Here is a 24170-nt window from a genome sequence, read left to right as displayed (position 1 = left end):
ATGTCAAACGCTAAAAATTTGTGTGAAGTCTTAGAATCTGCAAGTAAGAATAAAGCAGGAATTGTTTTTATTCAGGATAAGGATTCTGAAAAGCTACTTACTTATAAAGAGTTATACGATACTGCCAAAGGAATATTATATAATTTGAGGCAACAAGGAATAACAAGAGGACATGAAGTGATCATGCAAATTGAATATAATGAGAACTTTATTCGAGTATTTTGGGCATGTATTCTTGGTGGAATTATTCCTATACCACTGCATGTAGCCGTTAATAAGGAACAACAAAATCAAGTAATTAATATTTTCAAAGTATTGAAAAATCCCAAGATAATAACGGATTGTAACAGTGAGTCAATAATGTGTAGTGAGAAAGTGTTTGCAGATAAAGAAGATGTAGATAAAGAACATGTAGAAAAAGAGCGTGCAGGTATTGGTACGGATAAAGATACAATTGAGAGTTTTAAACAACGAATACTTGAACATACCATCTATTGTAAGGATATTATCACAATAACGAATTATGATGATGGAATCGTGCCTCTACCACAAGATGTAGCCTACATCCAGTTTTCTTCTGGCTCAACTGGAAACCCAAAAGGTATTATGATTTCCCATGAGAACGTTATCTCCAATGCGTATGCTATCTTCAATCGGGCAAACTGCAAGAAAGAGGATTCGATTTTGAATTGGCTTCCTATTTCTCATAGTTTTTCTTTAGTAGTAGGGCATATAGCATCTATGTATGCTGATATAAACCAATATTTAATGCCTACCTTGTTGTTTTTAAAGAATCCTACCTTGTGGATGCAAAAAGTTGATCAGCATAGAAATTCTATGTTATTAGCACCTAATTTTGGATTCAACCATTTTCTCGCTTATACGAATCAAGAAGTTACTTACGATTGGGATTTATCATGTATTAAGATTATAGCATCAGGTGGTGAACCTATTGATGTTACTATTTGCAATACTTTCATAGACTATCTAAGTAGATATGGGCTAAATAAGAACACAATATGGCCAAGTTATGGAATGACAGAAGCCACAGTTGGTATTACAGCTCCGAAGATAGGTGACGGATTTCGATTTTTTAGTTTGGATAGAAACTCTATAGGATATGGAAACAAAATTAAAGAAATAAGCGATACTAACCCAGAAAATGTTAAAAATATAATAAATGTAGTCTCAGTAGGCTATCCATATGAAGAATGTCTCGTTAGAATCTGTAATCAGGATAATGATATTCTTGAAGAAAAGTATATTGGTAGTATCCAGATCAAAGGAAAGAATGTAACGAAAGGATATTATAGTAACGACGTTGCAAACAGAGAAGCATTTACAAACGATGGGTGGCTAAAGACTGGCGATATAGGGTTTCTGTATGAGAATCAACTCGTAGTAACGGGAAGAGAGAAGGATATTATATTCATCAATGGTCAAAATTACTATCCTATTGATATTGAACGAATTGTAAAGGAAACGAATGGACTTGCTTTTAATGAAGTTGCAGTATGCGGAATATTCAATAAGGAAAAGCAAAAGGAAGAGGTCGCTATATTTGTTCTAACAAAAGAAAATGTTGAATCTTTTGCAGTAAAAGCAAGTTCAATTAAAAACCATGTGAATAATTGTACTGGTATAGAAGTAAGCAATATAATACCTGTTGATTCTTTACCTAAGGCAAGTAGTGGTAAGATTCAAAGATTCAAATTAATGGAGCAGTTTTTAAATGGAAGTTTTGATACTGTAATTCAAGCCTTAAGCATAGTATCAGTATGTAATGTATCTAGAAAGCTAAAGAAACCAAAAAACGATACAGAAGAAAAGTTAGTGCAGATCTGGAGCCAAATCTTAAAGAGTAGCAATATTAGTGTCGACCAGAGTTTTTTTGAATTAGGTGGGGATTCATTAAAAGCTGCCTTGGTGTTACATAGTATGAATAAGATGTTTGATATTGATATATCTCTAAGGGACATATTTAATCACATCACAATAGAAAGTTTGGCTGAATTCATCTCTAGTGTAGAGTCAAATTCGTTTGAGGACATACAACCAGTAGAGAAGAAGGAATATTATCCCTTGTCTTCAGCACAAAAAAGACTATATGCCTTAAACGAACTGCATAAGGAGGGGATTGCCTACAACATAACACAAGTGGTTATGGTAGAAGATAATCTAGAGGTAGAACGAGTGAAAGAGACGTTTGATCTACTCATAAAGCGGCATGAAGCTCTTAGAACTTCCTTCGAATTGCAAGATGGATTAATCGTACAACGTATACATAATATTGTACAGAACAACTTTACTTATCGAGAAGCTAGAGAAGCGGATATAGATGAGATAATCGACCAAGCTATCGTTCCATATGAATTAGATAAAGCACCTCTTTTTCGAACTTTTGTAATAAAGACAGAGCAACAAAATTATTATATTATCCTAGATATTCATCATATTATATCTGATGGAACCTCTATTGGAATCCTTATGAAAGAATTTTTACAGATTTATAATAATGAAAAACTGTCAGAGCATAGATTAAACTATAAGGATTATGCGGTATGGCAAGAGACGAAAAAAAATTCTGAGAAAATCATGAAGCAAAAAGGATACTGGCTAAAGGAGTTTGGAAGTCATATACCTTTACTAAATATGCCTACGGACTATATGCGGCCATCTAAGCAAGTATTTGAAGGCAACTCTATTTCCTTTAGCATTAACGAAGAGGTTACCAGTCGTCTTAAAAACTTATCAAAGGCGACGAATACAACGCTATATATGGTTTTATTCAGTGCTTTTAATTTATTCATTCATAAGTATGCGAATCAGGAAGAAATAGTCATAGGAACCGTTACATCCGGAAGAAATCTTGATTCCTTACAAGATGTTGTGGGTATGTTTGTCAATACCCTTGCTATTAAAAGCAAACTGTATGAAGAGGAAACGTTTACTGATTATCTACTACGAATAAAGGATACATCTTTAGAGGCTTTTGATAATAGTGAGTATCAATTTGACCAACTGATTGAAGATTTACATAAGAATAGAGATCTTAGCAGGAATCCGATCTTTGATATCATGTTTGTTATGGAAAACATGGAGTTACCAGTTAATGATGATGAACATATGAGATTCCAAATCTATGATTATAAACCCAAAGGAACAAAACTTGATCTAACGCTCAAGGTTCAAGAAAGAGATGGAGCGATTATCGGTTGGTTTCAGTATAGTACATCTTTGTTCAAAAAGGAGACGATTCATAGGTTCAAACAGTATTATCTGGAGGTACTGAATGGCATAATTGATTACTCTAATCAGAAGGTATCCTCTATTGGAATAGTTCCCATCAAAGAAAAGGAAAGAATAGTAAGTACATTTAACAATACCGATGTTATGTATAATAATAGTCTTACTATATGCGAAATGTTTGAGCGTCAGGTTGAGAAAACTCCTAATAACATTGCTGTAGTATGCGGTAAGGAAAAACTGACTTATGATGAATTGAATCAAATGGCAAATTCCTTAGCAAGGACTTTACGACAGGCTGGAGTTAAAACAGATACAATTGTTGGGTTATTGATAGAACGATCCGTCTATATGGCAATTGGGATACTTGCGGTGATGAAGGCCGGTGGAGCTTACCTGCCGATTGATTCTGAATATCCACCTGATCGTATCACGTATATGCTTGAAGATAGTGATGCAAGTGCCTTAATTACACAAACCATGTTAAAAAATCGTGTTGATTTTTCAGGTACTAAGATAATAATAGATGATACTTGCAGCTATTCCAAAGATTCAAGCAATATACAACCAATTAGTACCGTCAATGATATTGCTTATGTCATCTATACCTCGGGAAGTACGGGAAAGCCTAAGGGGGTTAAAGTTGAACACCGTAGCTTGGTAAATTACGTTGCATGGTTTACTAGGAAGTCTAACCTACAGGAAAGGGATAAAACTATTTTATTGTCTTCTTATGCTTTTGATTTAAGTTATACGAGTTTGTATACGTCTTTATTATGCGGTGGAGAACTTCATATTGTATCAAAAGATGAATATACAGATCCCGAGAAATTGTTGCATTATATAAGTACCCATGAAATTACATATATTAAAGCAACTCCATCATTATTCAGTATGCTTGTGAATACCTATAGCTTTCATAAATCAGATATATGTAAATCACTACGATTGATTGTTCTTGGAGGCGAGTCAATTAATGTATCCTTGGTAGAGAAATATAATAAGATTTACCCGGATACCCAAATTATGAATCATTATGGCCCGACAGAGTGTACAATTGGCTGTATTGCAACCTTGATTGATCGGAATCATCTTAAGGAATATAAAAGGTGTCCTGTAATTGGTATGCCGATCGATAACGTTAAAGTATATATAGTAGATAATAAGATGGAACCCGTAGCAATTGGACAAACAGGTGAATTATATATAGGCGGTTCGTGCTTAGCAAGAGGTTACATGAACCTTGCAGAATTAGATAAAGAGAAGTTTGTTAAGAATCCGTTTACTAAAAATGATAATAATCGACTCTACAAAACGGGAGATTTGGGAAGGTATCTAGAAGACGGTAGCATTGAATTCTTAGGTAGAATAGATAATCAAGTCAAAATTAGAGGATATCGAATAGAACTTGGAGAGATAGAGAATAGTATTCTTACTTATCCTGGTATTGATAAAGTTTGTGTTATTGATATCGATGATTCCAATGGTAATAAGGAAGTATGCGCGTATATTGTTACTAGGAAAGCGCGAATAATTAAGGATCTACGAAAATACTTACTCAATAATTTACCAACGTATATGGTACCAACGTATCTTGTAACAGTTGAAGAGATACCTATAACTTCTAATGGAAAGGTTAATAAAGCAGCTTTACCAAAACCAAATAACGATCCTGTCGATACAATTGAATATGTTGCTCCGAAAACAGATACAGAGAAAAGACTTGTAACTATATGGGGAGAAGTGCTTGGTGTAGAGCAAATTGGAATTGATAATAACTTTTTTGAAATCGGTGGTCATTCACTAAAAGCAACTGCCTTGATGTCAAAGATTCAAAAAGAATTCAATATCTTAATTGATATGAAAGATGTGTTCGACTATCCGACAATCAGAGAGCTTAGTATCTGTATGAATAACAAGGGACCATCTGAATTTAGTAGAATTCAAAGAGTTGAGAAACGCCCATATTATCCAGTATCCTCTTCTCAGAAGAGAATATATACATTGGCGCAGATTGATCCGCAAAGTATAAGTTACAATATGCCTGCTGCCTACATAATAAAAGGTGATTTAGATATTGATCGATTAAAAAATTCATTAACTATACTGATTAACCGACACGAAGTTTTCAGAACAAGCTTTCCTATTGTTAATGGAGAAATCGTGCAACAGGTACAGGACCAAGTTAAAGTACAGGTTTGCGTTGATGAAAGCAAAGATACTACAGAATATATCATGAAGGAGTTTATAAAACCGTTTTCATTGGGAACGTTACCATTAGTCCGATTTAAACTCTTGAAAGTGAAACAAGAAGAACATGTTTTACTTATGGACATGCATCACATTATATTTGATGGGGTATCCATTGGAATATTTGTAAAAGAGTTTAATGAGTTATACAAAGGGAACACGTTACCAGAATTGAAGATCCAGTACAAAGAGTTTGCAGTATGGCAAAAGGATTTCTTACGTTCTGATACCCTCAAACGTCAGGAACAGTATTGGCTCAACGCATATAATGATGAATGGTTACCCCTTTCGTTACCTCTTGATTTTGAAAGACCTACCATTCAGAGCTTTGAAGGCAGTAGTATCATATTTGAAATTGATAATACCATGACACAATTGTTACGAGATTTGAATAGAAAGACAGGAACAACTTTGTTTATGGTACTGTTTGGAGCGTATAGTATACTGTTATCCAAGTATTCCTCACAAGAGGATATCATTGTTGGTACCGCAGAAGCCGGCAGACATCATGCTGATTTAGAAAACCTGATCGGTATGTTTATCAATACCTTGCCCTTAAGAACCTATCCTAGTGGGGATAAAACCTTACAACAATATATGGAAGAAGTGAAGGATACCTGCTTTGAAGTATTCAATAATTCGGACTATCAATTTGATATGCTTCTTGATAAATTGCATGTAAAACGAGAAATGGGAAGAAACCCATTATTCGATACCATGTTCATCTTAGAAAATGTGGAATATTCATCGATTGATATGAATGGACCAACGTTAGAGCCTTTTGAATTAAATAATAGGATTTCAAAGTTTGATTGCATGCTTGTAGGTGAAGAAATCGAAGATACTATAAAATTTGAATTCAAGTATTGTACCAAACTATTTGATATCAAAACTATCAAACGACTAAGAGACAGCTATATCAAGATTTTAAGTGCCTTAATTCATAATCAAGAGCAAAGGATTTGCGATATTGATTATATTGATGAGAAAGAAGAAAAGAAAATAATAGTAAGTTTTAATGATACGAATGCCTATTATCCAAAGGAGCAAACAATAGCACAACTATTTGAGAAGCAAGTCTTATTATATCCAGAAAAAACGGCGGTTGAGTTCAAAGGAAATCGTTTATCTTATCTTGAACTGGATCGGAGAGCAAATTGTGTAGCTCATATGTTAATGAATAAGGGAATAGACAGGGACTTCATCGTAGGAGTCTTGGTAAAACGATCGGTCAATATGATTATTGGGATAATGGGAATATTGAAAGCAGGTGCTGCCTATATGCCGATTTCTGAAGAGTATCCAGTGAACAGAATTCAATATATGCTGGAGGATAGCAAAGCTACAATCGTATTAACAGAGAAGAGTTTAATAGAACAAGTTAGGTGCGTACAGCAAGTAAGTTACGTGAACCATGTTATATGTATCGATAACGAAGAGTTATATAAGAATTACAGTAATGAACGACTTAATATTACAAGGGATAGTAGAGACTTAGCATATGTTATCTATACATCTGGTACGACTGGAAAGCCAAAAGGGGTAATGCTTGAGAATCGATCTGTTGTCAATCTGATTTATTCTCTATATGACAAGGTGTACCAAAGATATGAAGGAGATTTAAAGATTGCTTTAATCGCTCCTTATATCTTTGATGCATCGGTGAAACAGATCTTTGCATCCCTTCTTTTAGGACATACTCTGCACGTAATTCCAGAGGAAGCTAGAGTAGATGGAGAGCTGTTACTTGATTACTATATTGCAAACAGAATAGACATATCAGATGGAACGCCAATACATCTTAGTATACTGACAAATTGCAGCAGTCAACAACTAAAACAAATCCCGATACGATGTTTCTTGATTGGAGGAGAGGCATTACACAATGGCATTGTAAAAAGCCTTTTAGACAAGTGTAATCATGGTGATAAAAAGCTTGATGTTGTCAATGTATATGGGCCAACGGAATGTTGTGTGGATGCTACATCATATTTAATAAACCAAGATAACTGTAACGAAGACATTGTAATTGGCAAACCACTGAATAACGTTAGATTGTATGTGTTAGATAAGTACCAAAAGATAGTTCCTATTGGTATACCAGGTGAGCTCTACATATCAGGTGATGGTGTAGCGAGGGGATATATGAACAGTCAGGAACTGACTAGTTCAGCTTTCATGGAGGATTGTTATCAGGATGGAATGCGAATGTATCGAACGGGTGATTTGGTTAAGTGGACAGAAGAAGGGACTATCAAATACTTAGGTCGAATCGACCATCAAGTCAAGATACGAGGGTTTAGAATTGAACTTGGAGAAATTGAGAAGCAGTTACTAAGTCATAAGGAGATTAAGGAAGCAGCTGTGTTAGCTAGAGATGACGGTTCTGATCGTAAGTATTTATGTGCCTATCTTACAGCAGATTCCAAAATTAGTATTGATGCAATTAGAAGATATCTTTCGGAGGAATTACCGGAATATATGATCCCTTCTTATTTTGTACAGCTGGATCAATTGCCGGTAACAATCAATGGAAAAGTCAATCGGAAATTACTTCCTGAACCAGAGATAATTGGAACAGAACTGGAAGTACCAATTGAGTTACCAGAGGATGAAACGCAAGAGATACTAGTAAAGGTTTGGTGTGAGGTCTTAGGATTACAACAAGTGGGTATACATAATAATTATTATTCACTTGGCGGAGATTCCATTAAGGCGATTCAGATAAGCTCAAAACTTAGAGACTATAATCTCAAGGTAGCAATCAGAGATTTGTTACAACATCAAACCATCGAAGAACTTAGTAAGTATGTTACCAGAACAGATTTAAAGACAAGTCAAGAGATGGTTACAGGCCAGGTCAAACTAACACCAATACAGAAAGATTTTTTTGAACGTCATTATAAGGTTGAAAATCATTATAATCAATCCATTATGCTATATAGCAAACTGGGTTTTAATGAAAAGTTTGTTGAAAAAGCGTTTGAGAAGATCGTGAGTCATCATGATGCATTACGTATGACATTTAAGAAAGATGGTCATGAAGTTATACAAATGAATGAACGTGACGATTCACAGTCATTTGAATTCCTGATATATTATTTAGCGGTTGAGGACTATGAAAGTTATATAGAAGAAAAGGTAAGTGAAATCCAAAGTGGTATAGATTTAGAAGTTGGGCCACTTGTAAAGCTTGGATTGTTTAAAACCAATGAAGGAGATCATTTATTAGTTGTAATTCATCACCTAGTGATGGATGGGGTATCATGGCGAATATTATTGCAAGACTTTGAACTGGCATATAAACAATTAACACAAAAACAAGAAATAGCATTGGCTAGTAAAACAGATTCTTATAAAGAATGGGCAAATCAGATGTATGGATATGCAAAATCTTCTGAGATTAAAGAGCAATTCACCTACTGGAGTAACATAGAAAAACAAAACATTATTCCTATGGAGAAAGACATTAAGCTATCTAGCACTAGGAAACTCATTGATTACGAGACCATTCGTATTGTTTTAGACGAACCATATACGGATAAACTCTTACGAGAAACGAATAGTGCCTATAACACGGAAATAAACGATATTCTTTTAACAGCCTTGGTAAAAGCTATTAAAAACTGGACAAAGAATGGGCAAGTATTAATTAATCTTGAAGGACACGGACGGGAAGACATAGCAGATAATCTAGATATCGCTAGAACAATTGGTTGGTTTACATCTAAATATCCGGTATTGTTTCAGCTTGAAGATGGTTATGGATTAAGTAATGACATCAAGACTGTGAAGGAAACACTAAGACACGTTCCACAAAAAGGAATTGGATATTCAATTTTAAGGTATATCACACTACCAATGTGGAATAATGAGGAGTGCTTTTGTCTAGAGCCAGAAATATGTTTTAATTATCTTGGGCAATTCGATAACGATATAACAAGTGATATATTCACTACTTCAAAAATCAGTTCTGGATACAATAGTAATAAGGAGAATATGAATACATATGCCGTATCAGTGGGAGGTATGATTGTTAATAATCAACTTATTATTAAATTCACCTATAACACAAAGGAATTTTATAAAGAAACAATGGAAACTCTATCAAGAAGTTATATTAAGATTCTACAAGAAGTAATTGAACACTGTTCGGACAAAGAAGAACAAGAGTATACACCGAGTGATTTTGACGATGATAGTCTCTCTTTTACGGAACTGGATACTTTGAATGAAATGCTTCAAGAGATAGAAATATGATTATGATGTTTTAGGAGGAAATCATTATGGCCAAAGGAGCAAAAATACAAAATGTGTATTCATTAACGCCAATGCAGCAAGGGATGCTTTTTAACTATTTATATAACAGAGATTCGCAAGCATATTTTCAGCAACTTTGTTTTGCAATAGAAGCTGATTTGGATATTGACATATTTAACATAAGTGTAAACGCAGTTATTGCAAGATATGAAGTATTTCGTTCTATATTCATATATGAGAAGGTTGAAGAACCTAAGCAAGTTGTGTTGGCCGAGAGAATCGCCAACATACACTATGAAGATATTTCCCAGATGGACTATCAAGAGCAGAAGCGCTGTCTAGAAGAACTCAAGGAAAGGGATCGGGAGAAAGGTTTTGATTTATCAAAGGATTTATTAATGCGAATTGCTATCATTAAAGTAGGAACAAACGATTATGAGATTGTTTGGAGTCATCATCATATTATAATGGATGGCTGGTGCTTAGGACTAGTAATTAGCGATTTTATCAATATCTATAAGTCCCTTAGATACGGTGAAGAACATAAACTAGATAAAGCATATCAATATGTTGACTACATCAATTGGCTAGTAAAGCAAGATAACAATAAGGCTAATGGTTATTGGAAGGATTACTTAGCGGATTATGAGAATGAGATTGTGTTACCTCAAAAAACAAATAGAAAAGTAGACGAATATAACAAGAAAGAGATACCTTTTACTATTGATAAAGAAATGACGTTGAAAATTGTAGATATGTGTAGAAAGGCAAATGTAACAGTAAACAATGCTTTTCAAGCAATCTGGTCAATTGTACTACAACGATACAATAATCTAGAAGATGTTGTTTTCGGAGCAGTAGTATCTGGAAGAAATGCACCAATTGAAGGTATTGAAAAAATGGTAGGATTATTCATTAATACCATTCCTATTAGAGTCAATTGTGATGGGAATCTTACGTTTGCAGACTTGCTTATGAATATTAGAGATGATTACAATCAATCAACAAGATATGATTTTGTATCCCTAGCACAAATACAAAACTCTTGTAATGTTAAACAAAATCTAATTAATAACCTTTTCATATTCGAGAACTATCCTGCTAGAGATATGAATACTAGCGATACATATAAGATTAAAGATGCTAGGTCTTTTGAACAAACAAATTACGATTTCAATATCGTTATCATACCATCAGAGGAAATACATATTAAACTAAAATACAATGCAGTAATCTATGAGGATCAGGTGGTAGAGACAATAAAAGACCATATCATTGAAATCATTAATTGTGTTAGCAATAATCCAGAAATCCTTTTAAAAGATATAAGAATGCTAACAGATAATGAGTATGAGCAAGTAGTGTATCGGTTTAATCAAAGTAGGAGGATACTTCCCTATGATATGGTACAGGAAGAACCGTCAAGACTTGAGGAGATTTTAATGTATGAAGATACTTCAATACATGACGATTTATTAATGTATGAAGATACATTAATTCTTGATAATGTGTCAAAGCAAGAACTTACATCAATACTAAGTGAGTTATCAACAGATGTATATGAGACAACATATGTCAATATGACCATACAGGATTTGTTTAAAGTGCAAGCAGAAAAAACACCAGATGCGTATGCAGTAGTATATAAAGAGCTAACAATAACCTATAAAGAGCTAAATGAGAAGACAAACAGCGTGGCTAGAATTTTGAGATCTATGGGAGTTAATCGAGATACCATAGTAGCACTAATTACTGAAAGATCAATTGAGATGATAATAGGGATTCTGTCTATTCTTAAGGCGGGAGGAGCTTATTTACCAATTGATCCTACATACCCGGTGGATAGAGTAAACTATATGCTTGGGGACAGTAAGGCTACTATTTTGGTAACGAATACAGAGTGTAAGGAGTTGATGTTTCAAGGGAATGTCATAGATTTGAGAGAGAATGCTTTATATGTGAAGGTACAAGCAAATCTAGAGAATATCAACAAGGACAAAGATTTAGCCTATGTTATCTATACGTCAGGTACAACGGGTAACCCCAAAGGTGTAATGATTGAGCATAAGAGTGTTATCAACTTATCTAGGAATCTGCATGCGAACATCTATCAGGAGTATCATAATAAACTGAATGTTGCGTTGTTGTCACCATATGTTTTTGATGCATCTGTTAAGCAAATCTTTCCCGCAATCTTATATGGACAGACCTTAGTTATCGTCCCAGAAGAGGAACGATTAAACGGTGAAAAGCTTATCAACTATTATATCGAACATAACATCCATTTGTCCGATGGGACACCGGCACATTTAAGTATAATTATGGATATGCTTATGGATCAGAAGATTGCGTTACCAACAAAGCACTTTGTAATTGGAGGAGAAGAATTATCCATAGACTTAGTACGTAATTTCTTTGAGTTAAATCATAAAAAAGAGTTAAAGGTAACGAATGTATATGGTCCAACAGAGTGTTGTGATGTATCAACCATGTATGTGATTGATCGTGAAAAATTAGATCAAATGGTAACGATACCGATTGGATGTAATCTAGATCATGTTCAAATCTATATATTGGATAGATATCTACGACCTGTACCAATGGGCACTCCTGGAGAAATCTATATTGCTGGAGAAGGCTTAAGTCGTGGATATATTAATCAGATAGAACTTACCAATGAGCGATTCGTCACAAATCCTTTTATAGAAAGAAGTAGGATGTATCGAACCGGTGATCTTGGAAAGCGTCTTAATAATGGAGAAATTGAGTATCTAGGTCGAATCGATCAACAGATAAAAATCAGAGGATTTCGAATCGAATTAGAAGAGATTGAAAAGCAAATACGCAAGTTTTCGGAGGTAAAAGAGGCAGTAGTTATATGTGGTGAATCTACGCAAGGTAGTAAGTATATAGCTGCATTTGTGGTTTCAAGAGCTCCCATAGATCTTACGGATTTGAGAATGCATCTCTCTAAATATCTGCCAAATTATATGATACCTACCTATATAATGAATATAGACGAAATACCAGTTACACATAATGGAAAGATTGATAAGAAACAATTAATTAGCCTGGTAGAGGGAGATAGGGTGCAATATGTTCCTCCAAGAAATACACTTGAAGAAATCGTAGCAGATGTATGGAGAGAAATCCTAAATGTAGATAAGGTAGGTATATACGATAATTTCTTTGATCTTGGAGGAGATGAGACATCTGATATAAGAATGGCAATGGAGTTACAAAAACTCAATATAGCATTAAAGGTATCTGATTTAAGATTATATTCTACTATAGAGAAGCTAAGTGAACATATAAAGTATAACGAGGGAACTACTTGTCAGCAAATCGTAACTGGTGAAGTAGAACTTACACCTATACAGAAGGATTTCTTTGAAAGAAGACTGTCTCACAAAGATTGGTGGAATCAAGCTTTTTGCTTATATAAGGAAGGCGGATTCAATGAAGAAACAGTAAAACAAGTATTTGAAAAAATTGTAGAACATCACGATGCATTAAGAATGCGATTTTCCAATAAGAAGGGAAAGGTCCTTCAATATAATACGGGACTGAATGAGAATACCTTAACGTTTGATATATATGACTTAACCAATTGCATTAATCTATATAAGAATATAGAAGATGTAGCGAATTGTCTTCAGGCAGGAATTAGCCTTGAAAACGGTCCATTAGTAAAGCTAGGATTATGTAAAACGAAAGAAGGGGATCATTTACTTATCATCATACATCATTTAGTTGTTGATGGAGTATCGTGGAGAATACTACTTGAGGATTTTGCAACTGGATATAAGCAACTAATTAGTGGCGCAAACATATGTTTGCCAAGTAAAACAGATTCCTTTAAACAATGGGCTGACGAATTAAAGTTATATTCAAAGAGTGAAGAACTATTGAACGAGTTAGCATATTGGAAAGGTATTAATGAAGCGAGTGCCAATCAATTGCCGAAGGATCAATGGGTATCAGTTAGACGATTTAGAGATGTACGGTTAGAAGAATTAATTCTTTCTACGGAAGAAACAACAGATTTACTTAAGAATGTACACAGAGCTTACGGTACACAAGCGAATGAGATCCTGTTATCCATACTTGGATTAGCTATACAAGAATGGAGTGGTCTTGATAACGTATGGATTAACTTAGAAGGTCATGGTCGTGAGGAAATCATAAGTAATATGAATATGAAAAGAACTGTTGGTTGGTTTACCTCTTTTTATCCTGTAGTTCTTACTATGAGTTCTGGAGAGTCCTTAGGTCAATATGTGAATACTATCAAAGATACCTTACGGAATGTGCCGAATAAGGGAATTGGCTATGGAATACTCAAATACATGTCTGAACTAGAGAAATATGATAGAAAGAGTTTTCGGTATAAACCAGAGATCAATTTTAATTATCTTGGACAATTCGGCGAAGATTCCTATAACGATGTATTTTCCTTATCAGATGCACCTATTGGAGATTGTGTGGATAGTAATGATGAGACACAATATGCCTTAAATATTATATGCAAGGTTATTGATAAGAAGTTATCCATAACGTTTCGATATGATTGTAATGAGTTTAAAAAAGAAAATATTGTTAAATTAAAGAAAACATTCTATGAAAAGCAAAAGGAGGTAATCACGCACTGCATAAATATAACTAGTAGGCTAATGAACCAACAGATTAGTTATTGTCCACCAAGAAACAGTGGAGAAAAAGAATTGGTACACATATGGGAAACGGTTCTTTCGGTTAGTAGGATTGGGATTTATGATGACTTCTTTGAACTTGGAGGTGATTCCATTAAAGCAATCAAGATTCTTTCTAAGGCAAATACTCTTAAAATACCTGTATCTGTTAAGGCTATTCTAGAATATAGAACCATAGCTAATATTATGGAGCATTGCAAGGTAGAAGGTAGTGTAGATATATGTGAAGAAGCGGCTGTATCATTAGATAATGACTCTGAAGAATTAGTAAAAGGAAGGGTATATAATAAAAGCTTTCAGGTGACAACGGAATACCCAAGTTATTATGGTTGTATGACCGGTGTAATCCTTGAGAAGTTAAAGCATGAGAGAAAGGTAAATCTAGAAAGAAGTTTTCTTGCTGTTGGTGGTGGTAAGTTTTTCGTAACCTACGGTCATGTGAATGGTAAAGGCCTTCAAAACACACTTCAATATAGAGAATTACCAACAGAAAAGATACCTGGAGTAGTGAATATATTTGATGAATTAGGTGTAACAGAAGAGGTGAAATCTTTTGAAGACTTAGAGGCAGGCTTGGCATATTGTAGAGAGCACTTAAGTGATAATGAGCTGGTTATGATTTCTGGTACTACCTATTATCTAAACTATACACCAGATTATTGTATTGGTGAGGAGGAGTGGAGACGAAGACTTGATATACGCCCAGAAAATAATATTGCAGTAACAGATCAAAGTAGTGGTAGGGCACATACGTTCTTACTAATTGATATTCTAGAAGACGGATATCTAGTGTACGATACTACCTTTAAGTATTATGGAGTGATTCCAACGGATGACTTTAATCATTCCTTTGCTGGATTAAGAGGTATGAGATTTTTAGATGGACTGTATGCACAGACAACGAATTTACCTTATGCAGTTACAGAGCTTGATTTAAGCAAAATTAATCAAGTGAATAATCTACAAGTTGCCCTTGAAGTATTAGAGAACAATATTGACATTAATCTGTCCAATAAACGATTAGATTTTGAAGTAAATGATAACAATTTCACCTTTTATATAGGCGTAAGAGCATATCTAGAAATTGCTACAATGCTTAGAGAAAATAAAACTCATGTAGAGGAGATTAAGAAATTATTATCGTCTTGCTTTGGGTCGTGGCAGTATAAATTTATGTTCTTTAAGGAGTTTTTAGAAGATCTATCAAAATATATAGAACTTCCTAAAGAATACATAGATTACTGCGACCGTTTTATAACAGAGTGCACGAAAATATGTTCTGAGGTTGAATTGATACATAATGATAACAATGCTATTAATAACATGGATAAATTCGTTGAAGATATGTGTAGGAAACTTAAAACAATCTATGTACAACAAACTACTTATTTTGAAGAACTCAAAACTATCATAGAGGTTGAGAAAGAAAATGATAAAAATTGCAAGGGAGAAAAGATTTATGTCGGAAAATAATCAATCAATACTAAGTGAGAGAATAATAAACTATAAGTTGAATTTTTTCTTATTAATCTTTGGACGCTTTGTATCAGAACTAGGATCCTCTGTATTCGGATTTGCATTAAGTCTCTATGTACTTGACTTTACAAATTCCGCAGCAGCATTTTCCCTGGTTTTAAGCTTTTCTATAATCCCCAATATGCTTGTTAATTTAATTGCTGGCTCCTTTGTAGATAAGCACGATAAGAAGAAAACAATTGTCATTACGGATATCTTAAGCGGGATAATAGTATTAACATTTATGTGTATGTTTCACTTAAATCCGCAAAGTATACTTATGCTAATTGTTTTTAAAGTTATACTAGCTGTTACACAATCTTTTTTCGGGTTAGCAATTAGTACATCGATTCCTAATATTGTAGGAGAAAAGAATACTGCAAGAGCAAATTCGCTTTTTACGACAGTTGGTTCATTGATTAATATCCTAGGACCCGTTGTAGGTGCAGTTGCCTATAAAACAATAGGTTTGCAATACATATTATTAATTGATGGGATATCATTTATTCTCTCTGGTATTTCTGAAACCTTTATCATCATGGAAACCAAAAGAGGTATTAGTATAGACACTCCTAAAAAGGAAGGATATCTTAGTGGAATTAAACTTGGATTCCAATACATCTTGAAGGAAAAAACAACAACTTTTTTTATTACAATTACGTTATTAGTTAATTTGGTCTTTTCTCCTTTATCAGCATTAGTAATACCGTATATTAATTATAACGTGTTAAAAGTATCAGGAGTTCAGTTGTCCGTTATACAAGGATCTTGGGCAGCAGGCGCAATCATTGGTGGCTTTTTATTGTCGGTTAAGAAAGACACCTTTAGGTTAATCAAACATGTTTTTGTATTAATATCAGCACAAGCATTCATTATGATTATGTTTTGTTTTCCGAATCTTAAGGTACCTTTGTTTGATTCTAGATGGGTCATCACGATTACCTTTAGTTTATTATTAATCATTCTTGGAATTCTTAATGTGATGCAGAACGTTCCACTCTATACATACTTTCAAGTAAGAGTAGCAGAAAACCTTAGGGGGCGTGTATTTGCCGTTTTTAATGTTACTATAATGCTCTCAAGCACAATTGGTATATGGATATTTGGTGGAATATTAGAATTTGCAAAGTGGGACCAGATTCTTGTGGTGTCAGGTATTATTATGTTAATAGTAAGTGTATTGCTAAGCAAGAATACATACTTTAAGAAATTTAACGAATCCGTAGAATAAACTTGACACAATCTAAGTGAGAATGGTTTTTTCATTGAATATAGCAATAAGCTATTCCTAGAAATCTTCAAGTGCGAAGTTTGAGTTTAATTAGCCACTTTAGAACTACTATTGTGAAAGAGTAGTTCTGAAACATTAATATTTAATACAGGAGGAAACTTATATGAAGAATGTAGCATTGTATCCATTTAATAAAATATCACAGGGGTTAATAAGGTTTAGAGACTTATTGGCATTTAATATTACATCCGTAATAGATTTTTCCATTCATATCGGTGAAGATGTGGGAGAGGTGATATACGGTGAGCCAATAGGAGTAACCGTAGAAGATGATATTGACAAAGCATTTAATGAGGTTGACACTTTAATACTGAATGATGGCGGAGCACCGATTCATCATTTTGCAGATATCTATAGCAAATACAATCTACAAGAACGGTGGAAAGAGGTACTAAAAAAGGCGAATGATCTTGGAATTAAGATAGTCAGTACCCATGAGATAACGAATCCAGAGTTATCCAGATGGATTAAGGATAATAATATTGTGTTACATACCTTTACTAAGACGAGGGAACAGGTATTAGAATATATTGAAAATACGAAAAGCAAAGAAAGTACGACTGAATCAACAAAGATAGGGATCTATGGAACCAGATCCTGTATTGGAAAATTTACTGCACAAATGTATTTATTAAGAGCATTAAAAGAAAGAGGACGAAAAGCAAGTGCCCTGATTACAGAACCTACGGCAGATTTGTTTCAACAATATGATGTTGACCCAATTAGATTCTTGGAGATCTTACCAGATCCTATAAAGTATAATCAATATACAAAGGCTCTAGCTACCAATTGCATAAATAATGGCGATGAGTATATTATAAAGGCTTCTCAACAAGGATTAGCCTATAACGGAAAGGATAATATCTATGGTAATCTAATAAGGTTATCTAATATGATTGAATATGATCCAGATGTAATTTTGCTTATTGTAGGTTTTGACGATGATGATGCGATAAAAGACTGTTTAGAACTTATAAGGATTTATTGTGAGGGAAAGAAACCATTAGCATTCTTATTACCGGACAAGATTGAGGTGGGCTATGGGCAATATGAAGAAAAAACGATAGAAGATATTCAGGAAAGAAAAATGCAGCTAATAAAAAAATTCAATGTTCCTATGGTAGAACCAATTGCTTGCATTGAGAAGGTTTTAGATGTAATAAGTTAATTAAATATTATATTTAATATTATAGTCTAAAGTTCAAGTAATATGAGTTAACGAAAAACAATGCAAGTACGAATAGTTACATAAAATTTGTATTTGCATTTTTTTTAATTCCTCAGGAAGTTCATTGTAGCAATATATTAAAATCTTTACCAATTTTAATAGTGGTATTTTGGTTGTGTGAATGGTATAATTTTACTGTTGAGTATAGTATTAATTAAAACACTAACTCAGTAAGTTAATATTTACATTAAGTATAAAAATTCCGTATTCTACACGGTTTTTGGTGCTTTATTAATGAAAAATATATATAATTTAAGGGAGAACGTATGCAACGAATATTTTTTAGGAAAATTGCTTATTACAAGTAAATTGTATGCTTAGTGATAACAGTCAGGGAAAAATGTCCAAATTATAATGTTTTAATGAATTTGATAAAATATAATTTATAATGAATAGGCTTTATTCAAAGACTTGGTTGTCATTGTTTCAATTTTGATTTATAGTAAATAATAGAAAATACTATAAATGAAATAGGAGAAAGTTTAATGAGTACTAAACTACCGTCTTATATGCTTGTTTATAAACAATTAAAGCAAGAAATATTAAATGGAAAGTATCAAATCGGTGATATGCTTCCTATCGAAAGTGATCTTGAGCAATTATTTAGTGTTAGTAGAATAACCATAAGAAAAGCTGTAAAGATGCTGGTGGAAGATCATCTAGTTGATGTAAAACAAGGGCGTGGAACACTTGTATTAGATTTTAAACCAAAACAAAGTTTGAATCATGTCGTATCTGTTACCGAGACGTTACGCCAAAAGGGCTATGAAGTTAAAACACAAAGCATGTATATTGACATAATGCAGGCTACCTATGAGATCGCAGAGGCACTGCAACTTAATGTAGGGGATTATGTTGCCAGATTTCAACGTATTCAATTAGCAGATGATAACCCTATCGTTATTATGAAAAACTACGTAAAAGCTAGTATGGTCCCTGACGTAGTCAAATACTCCAATAAATTTACTGCATTATACCAGTTTCTTGAAGATACTTATCAGATTAAAATTGATGAAGCTTCTGATACTATTTATGCTAAAAATGCAGAATTTGAGGAAGCTCAAATGCTAAATATAGCTGTGGGCGAAGCCTTACTTTGCATTAAACGAGTTTGTTACTATGAGAATAAACCAATTTGTTTTGATAAAGTTAAAATTATCGGAAGTAAATATGAGTTAAATACTAGTATGATGGGGAGATATCGTGGTGATGAGAAGAATAAGTAATACGTTTCTAAAACAGTTAAATAGACATATAGACGTAAGCTGTGTAAAAAGTACAGATACGAAGACAGATATTGATTCAATGATTACATATGCGAAAAAATATCGATTTATTACTGTGTTTACATTGCCATGCTATACACCTTATGTAATAAATGAATTACGTGATGAAGAAGATATTCAAGTGGGTGGTGTTGTTGGATTTCCATCCGGATGTGATAGTACAGAATCCAAAGTGTTTCAAACAAAAGAACTTATAGCTCTTGGTTGTAAAGAGATAGATATGGTAATGGCTTATAGTATGTTGCAGTCAATGAACTACGACTATGTCTTACAAGATATAAGGAAAGTTGTGGAGGAAGCAAATGGAATACCTGTTAAGGTTATCATTGAAGCGACTTATTTAACAGAATCTGAGTTACGTAAAGCTTGTGATATTGCAGTTCAAGCTGGTGCTACATTCGTAAAAAGTGGAACTGGTTGGTCAGGAAAACCAACTACTCCAGAAATAATTAAATCCATGAAAGAAGTAGTAGGAGATCGTGCTCTTATAAAAGCAGCTGGAGGAATTCGTACACTAGATACTGTGATAGAGATGGCCGATTTAGGTTGTGAACGTTTCGGTGTTAGTGTTGCATCGGCAATATCTATAATAAAAGAAGCAAGTGAATATAAATAATTCGCTTGCTTCTTTTTTCAATCTCCTAAACTCAATCGCTTAATATAGTCTAATGATAATTCATCGGCTCTACTAATAGTATTATAAAATTACAACAGGTTTAATTAAATCTTTCGGTTTATCTTTCATTAGAAAGAGGGCTTCTTCAACCTTATCAAAACTATTGAATGTATGTGTAATTAATTTGCTTGTGTCTAGTTTCTTAGTCTCTAAAAGAGAAGCTAATTTCTCCATTCTTAGTCTACCACCTGGCATTAATCCTCCAGCAATCGTTTTATGCGACATACCACATCCCCATTCAACTCTAGGAATATCTATATAATCACCTTCACCTAAGTAGTTAACGTTACCAATTTTACCGCCTGGTTTCAACATCTGAATTGCTTGATTTATAGTATGAACATCACCACCTGCAATTACGATTCGGTCCAGCCCCTTACCATGTGTTTTTTCCATGATTTGTTCAACGATATCACCTTCGCGGTAATTAATAATATCCGTTGCGCCATATTCTTTAGCGATTTGAATACAATTTGGTCGTGATCCTACAGCATAAATATGAGAAGCCCCTCGTAAAGCAGAACCAGCAACAGACATAAGCCCAACAGGTCCAATACCGATAACTGCAACTGTATCACCAAATTGAACATCTGCCAATTCAACACCATGAAATCCCGTAGGAACCATATCACAAAGCATGGTAGCTGAAGCTAAATCAACACCATCTGGTAGAAGAGCAAGATTAGCATCTGCTTCATTAACATGGAATAATTCACCAAAAACACCGTCCTTAAAATTGGAGAATTTCCAGCCTGCTAACATTCCGCCAGAATGCATAGAATAACCTGCTTGTGCTTCAAGTGATCCCCAATCAGGAGTAATAGCAGGGACAATAACTCTGTCACCAACTTTGAACTCTTTTACTAAGGAGCCAATTTCAACAACTTCAGCTACCGCTTCATGTCCTAAAATCATATTATGTCGATCGCCTATGGCGCCTGCCCAGACTGTATGTACATCTGAAGTACATGGAGAAATAGCTAATGGTTTACATATAGCGTCTAATGGGCCACAAGTAGGGGCTTCTTTTTCGATCCAACCAACTTTACCAATTTCTAGCATTGCAAAACCTTTCATAAGTAAAAATCCTCCTTAAATGTTGTAAACTTTGTTAAATGATTATCACATCGTTATAATAACATATAATGTTTACATAATCAATATGTAAAAGTGGCAATATGTACAATTAATAAATTTTTAATAACTGATAGAATACATTATTAACAATATTATATATGTTATAAAGAAAAATACATGTTATTATGCTAAATAACATATTGTAAATATGTAAATCAATGCATCAATTAATCGTTTATATAGTTACAAAATCTATATTTTTAACTTGATATTTAACCATCTTTATCGAATGATGTGTTATTAATGTATAATGTATATAATATGAATTTGCAATAAAAAATTTCAATATTGTGATTTGGCTATATAAATATATGTTTTCTATATGCCTTATAGATAACATTAGTTATATGGGTGTTATTAATAAATCTTAGTAAAAATGTCAATGAAATAGTTAATCTATATACAAAGTATGTTAAAATTAAAATGAAATTGAAGATTTTATAGAATAAACCCTGTATAATTCATTTTAATGATATTTTATATGGGGTAATAGATTTGAAGTTAATAATGTTAAAAAGCATACAAATTATTTCGTTAAACCTGAGTTATCCCATATTGTTCTAGGCTAACATTTCATATGTATTTTGTAATGCAAGTTGGTGTTTCTGTAGCTTTAAGTCTTGTAAAGCACGCTCATATATTTCTAGTGATACGTTACAGTGTACGTCTGAATATACTAAGCGAATATCTGCGTCCTTTCTCTTTTGTTCTCTAAGGTCCTTAATAGCAGTAATTTTTTTCTGTAGTTTATGTATTTCTAAATCAATAGACGAAATATCGATAATTGTCACCCCCTAAGTTTTAGCTTAATATTCCTATTTTATATGAACGAACAACTTCATGAACCCACATATTATAATAATTGCAATAACGAAGCTTTTCATGTGATACACTACCATGAGTAATTTTATATTTCATAGTACAAAAACCACATAATACACAATTCATGGAACACATAAATTCAACCCACTTTCTAAATTTACTAAATCCTAATTTACATTTTAGTCTGATGAAAGATAATACGGTATAATCTTTTATATTCATCATGTTCTATTAAACCAATTTTCAAAGCTATGTAAATCATGTTATCTGCGCTACATTGCGCACGATACTCAACTTCATATAAGTTGTTCTTATTCGTCAATTCGATTCTGCCCAAATAGTAGTTAAGCATAAATTCGAAATTACTTCTTATGTTCTTTTTCTTGATATCTTTAGTGAAATTGATTTCTATTTTATCCATAATCTCACCACTTAAGGGAGAGGGGGAACGGAACACATTTTTGCACTTAGCAGTAGTGTTTTTATTGCGTAAACCAAGTTCTCTATCCCAAAATTGCTAATATTTCATTTTCGTTTAATCCACGAAATATAGTTACATCATTTACCGATTTCATTGAAATTACACCGTTTTTACATGCAAGCATAATATCATTATTAATACGTTCAGTAGCACTTTTACGAATTTCAAAACTAACAAATTTTCTTGATTCAATCTCACTCATTCTCTTAATACACTTTGCAAGATGAAACTTTTTCAATTCTTTATCCACTCAATTCCCCCTTAAAAGGTGTGCCACCTTGACACACTTGTTAAAATATGTTATGTTTTTAATGACTACATTTCGATTTTTTTAGATAGCAATCCGAGAACTATCGAGTAATATTACGGTAGGTGTAAAGTAACACCACTTTTGTATATTGTTATTATACTAAAGTAGCGTTACCGTGTCAACACTAATTTGTAATTATATTGAAATATTTTAAAGGAGATATTATGCCAAGCGACAAGCCAAGATTAATAGCCTATACAACTCAAGATACAATTGATAAATTAAAGATAATAGCAGAAGAAGAGAACAGAACATTAAGTAAGGAATTAGAATATATTGTTCTTAAGTTTATAAAGGAATATGAGAATAATAATGGAACGATTCATCTACAACAGATTAATAACGAGGGTACTATACACAACATAGGAAATGTGAATACACAAAACATAAATACAAAGTAGCTTAATAATGTACAAGCTGATAAAGGGGAGTAAACTACATATGTTTATAAAGTGTGATAAGCATACTAAAGATAAGTTGCAGCGCATTGCTAAAAGAAATCACAGAAGCATAAATAAAGAAGTAGAGTATATGATCAGTATGTATGTAGAAGAACCAAGGACATTACCTAATTGTTTTATAAATAACGGTACTATATACAATATTGGTACTATTAAAAATCAATTCGTACTATATAAGAGTAGAGAATATTGTCTCTATTCTTATTTTTTTGTTATGATGAGGTTGATTGGCTGACGTAATCTATCAATTGGGACACCACGCCCGTAGCTAAACTTGTCAGCCAGCTCTCATTATCTTACATTCGCTTCAGCAAGTTGGGACGTTGCTCCCGTGTCACTAACGAACATGAGTTGATTATGAGATGTTGGAACCAATCATAATAATACATAAAGGAGGACTATCATGATTGCTGTCGGTGTTGATGTTTCTAAATCTAAAAGTATGGTTGCTATTCTTAGCTCAGATGGCGAAATTGTTGCCGAACCATTTGAGGT

General features: G+C 33.4%; 10 protein-coding genes. 7 read left to right on the top strand and 3 right to left on the bottom strand.

Annotation, left to right across the window (positions count from 1 at the left end; genetic code table 11):
- The 6 genes from BUB90_RS00080 (at position 1) to deoC (ending at position 20404) form a co-directional block, all read left to right on the top strand.
- Positions 1–9756 (top strand): non-ribosomal peptide synthetase, encoded by a 9756-nt coding sequence (locus tag BUB90_RS00080; RefSeq protein WP_073281492.1) that lies wholly within the window; start codon positions 1–3, stop codon positions 9754–9756.
- Between the two features lie 26 nt (positions 9757–9782).
- Positions 9783–15941 (top strand): non-ribosomal peptide synthetase, encoded by a 6159-nt coding sequence (locus tag BUB90_RS00075; RefSeq protein WP_073281490.1) that lies wholly within the window; start codon positions 9783–9785, stop codon positions 15939–15941.
- Positions 15928–17214 (top strand): MFS transporter, encoded by a 1287-nt coding sequence (locus BUB90_RS00070; protein ID WP_170865416.1) that lies wholly within the window; start codon positions 15928–15930, stop codon positions 17212–17214. Before BUB90_RS00075 ends, BUB90_RS00070 begins: the two co-directional genes overlap by 14 nt.
- A 163-nt stretch (positions 17215–17377) precedes the next feature.
- Positions 17378–18442: a DUF1611 domain-containing protein gene (locus tag BUB90_RS00065; protein WP_073281485.1), complete on the top strand. Its 1065-nt coding sequence runs from the start codon at positions 17378–17380 to the stop codon at positions 18440–18442.
- Positions 18443–18987: 545 nt separating this feature from the next.
- Entirely contained in the window at positions 18988–19728 is a 741-nt protein-coding gene (locus BUB90_RS00060; RefSeq protein ID WP_073281482.1) for a GntR family transcriptional regulator, read from the top strand.
- A complete protein-coding gene (deoC, locus tag BUB90_RS00055; RefSeq protein WP_073281480.1) occupies positions 19712–20404 on the top strand; it encodes a deoxyribose-phosphate aldolase in 693 nt (230 codons plus the stop codon). The genes BUB90_RS00060 and deoC overlap by 17 nt, the downstream gene beginning before the upstream one ends.
- 81 nt (positions 20405–20485) lie before the next feature.
- On the opposite strand, the gene BUB90_RS00050 is transcribed toward deoC, so the two are convergent.
- From BUB90_RS00050 to BUB90_RS00035, 3 genes are all read right to left on the bottom strand, one after another.
- Complete coding sequence (locus BUB90_RS00050; protein ID WP_073281478.1) at positions 20486–21541, bottom strand: NAD(P)-dependent alcohol dehydrogenase; 1056 nt, start codon at positions 21539–21541, stop codon at positions 20486–20488.
- Between the two features lie 1054 nt (positions 21542–22595).
- Entirely contained in the window at positions 22596–22844 is a 249-nt protein-coding gene (locus BUB90_RS00040; RefSeq protein WP_073281474.1) for a hypothetical protein, read from the bottom strand.
- Between the two features lie 82 nt (positions 22845–22926).
- Positions 22927–23154: a hypothetical protein gene (locus BUB90_RS00035; protein ID WP_073281472.1), complete on the bottom strand. Its 228-nt coding sequence runs from the start codon at positions 23152–23154 to the stop codon at positions 22927–22929.
- Between the two features lie 224 nt (positions 23155–23378).
- Between BUB90_RS00035 and BUB90_RS00030 the strand changes: the two genes are divergently transcribed.
- Positions 23379–23615: a hypothetical protein gene (locus tag BUB90_RS00030; RefSeq protein WP_073281469.1), complete on the top strand. Its 237-nt coding sequence runs from the start codon at positions 23379–23381 to the stop codon at positions 23613–23615.
- Positions 23616–24170: the final 555 nt, after the last annotated feature.

The sequence above is a fragment of the Anaerosporobacter mobilis DSM 15930 genome, assembly GCF_900142955.1.
In the GTDB taxonomy this organism is placed as follows: domain Bacteria; phylum Bacillota; class Clostridia; order Lachnospirales; family Lachnospiraceae; genus Anaerosporobacter; species Anaerosporobacter mobilis.
The sequence above is the reverse complement of the archived record's forward strand: the minus strand, read 5'-3'. Positions and strand labels throughout refer to the sequence as shown.

What these genes read in the sequence shown, in the direction of transcription:
- BUB90_RS00050 (WP_073281478.1), bottom strand. Translation starts at nt 21,541, where the DNA reads ATGAAAGGTTTTGCAATGCTAGAAATTGGTAAAGTTGGTTGGATCGAA.
- BUB90_RS00070 (WP_170865416.1), top strand. Translation starts at nt 15,928, where the DNA reads ATGTCGGAAAATAATCAATCAATACTAAGTGAGAGAATAATAAACTAT.
- BUB90_RS00060 (WP_073281482.1), top strand. Translation starts at nt 18,988, where the DNA reads ATGAGTACTAAACTACCGTCTTATATGCTTGTTTATAAACAATTAAAG.
- BUB90_RS00040 (WP_073281474.1), bottom strand. Translation starts at nt 22,844, where the DNA reads ATGGATAAAATAGAAATCAATTTCACTAAAGATATCAAGAAAAAGAAC.
- deoC (WP_073281480.1), top strand. Translation starts at nt 19,712, where the DNA reads ATGAGAAGAATAAGTAATACGTTTCTAAAACAGTTAAATAGACATATA.
- BUB90_RS00065 (WP_073281485.1), top strand. Translation starts at nt 17,378, where the DNA reads ATGAAGAATGTAGCATTGTATCCATTTAATAAAATATCACAGGGGTTA.
- BUB90_RS00080 (WP_073281492.1), top strand. Translation starts at nt 1, where the DNA reads ATGTCAAACGCTAAAAATTTGTGTGAAGTCTTAGAATCTGCAAGTAAG.
- BUB90_RS00075 (WP_073281490.1), top strand. Translation starts at nt 9,783, where the DNA reads ATGGCCAAAGGAGCAAAAATACAAAATGTGTATTCATTAACGCCAATG.
- BUB90_RS00030 (WP_073281469.1), top strand. Translation starts at nt 23,379, where the DNA reads ATGCCAAGCGACAAGCCAAGATTAATAGCCTATACAACTCAAGATACA.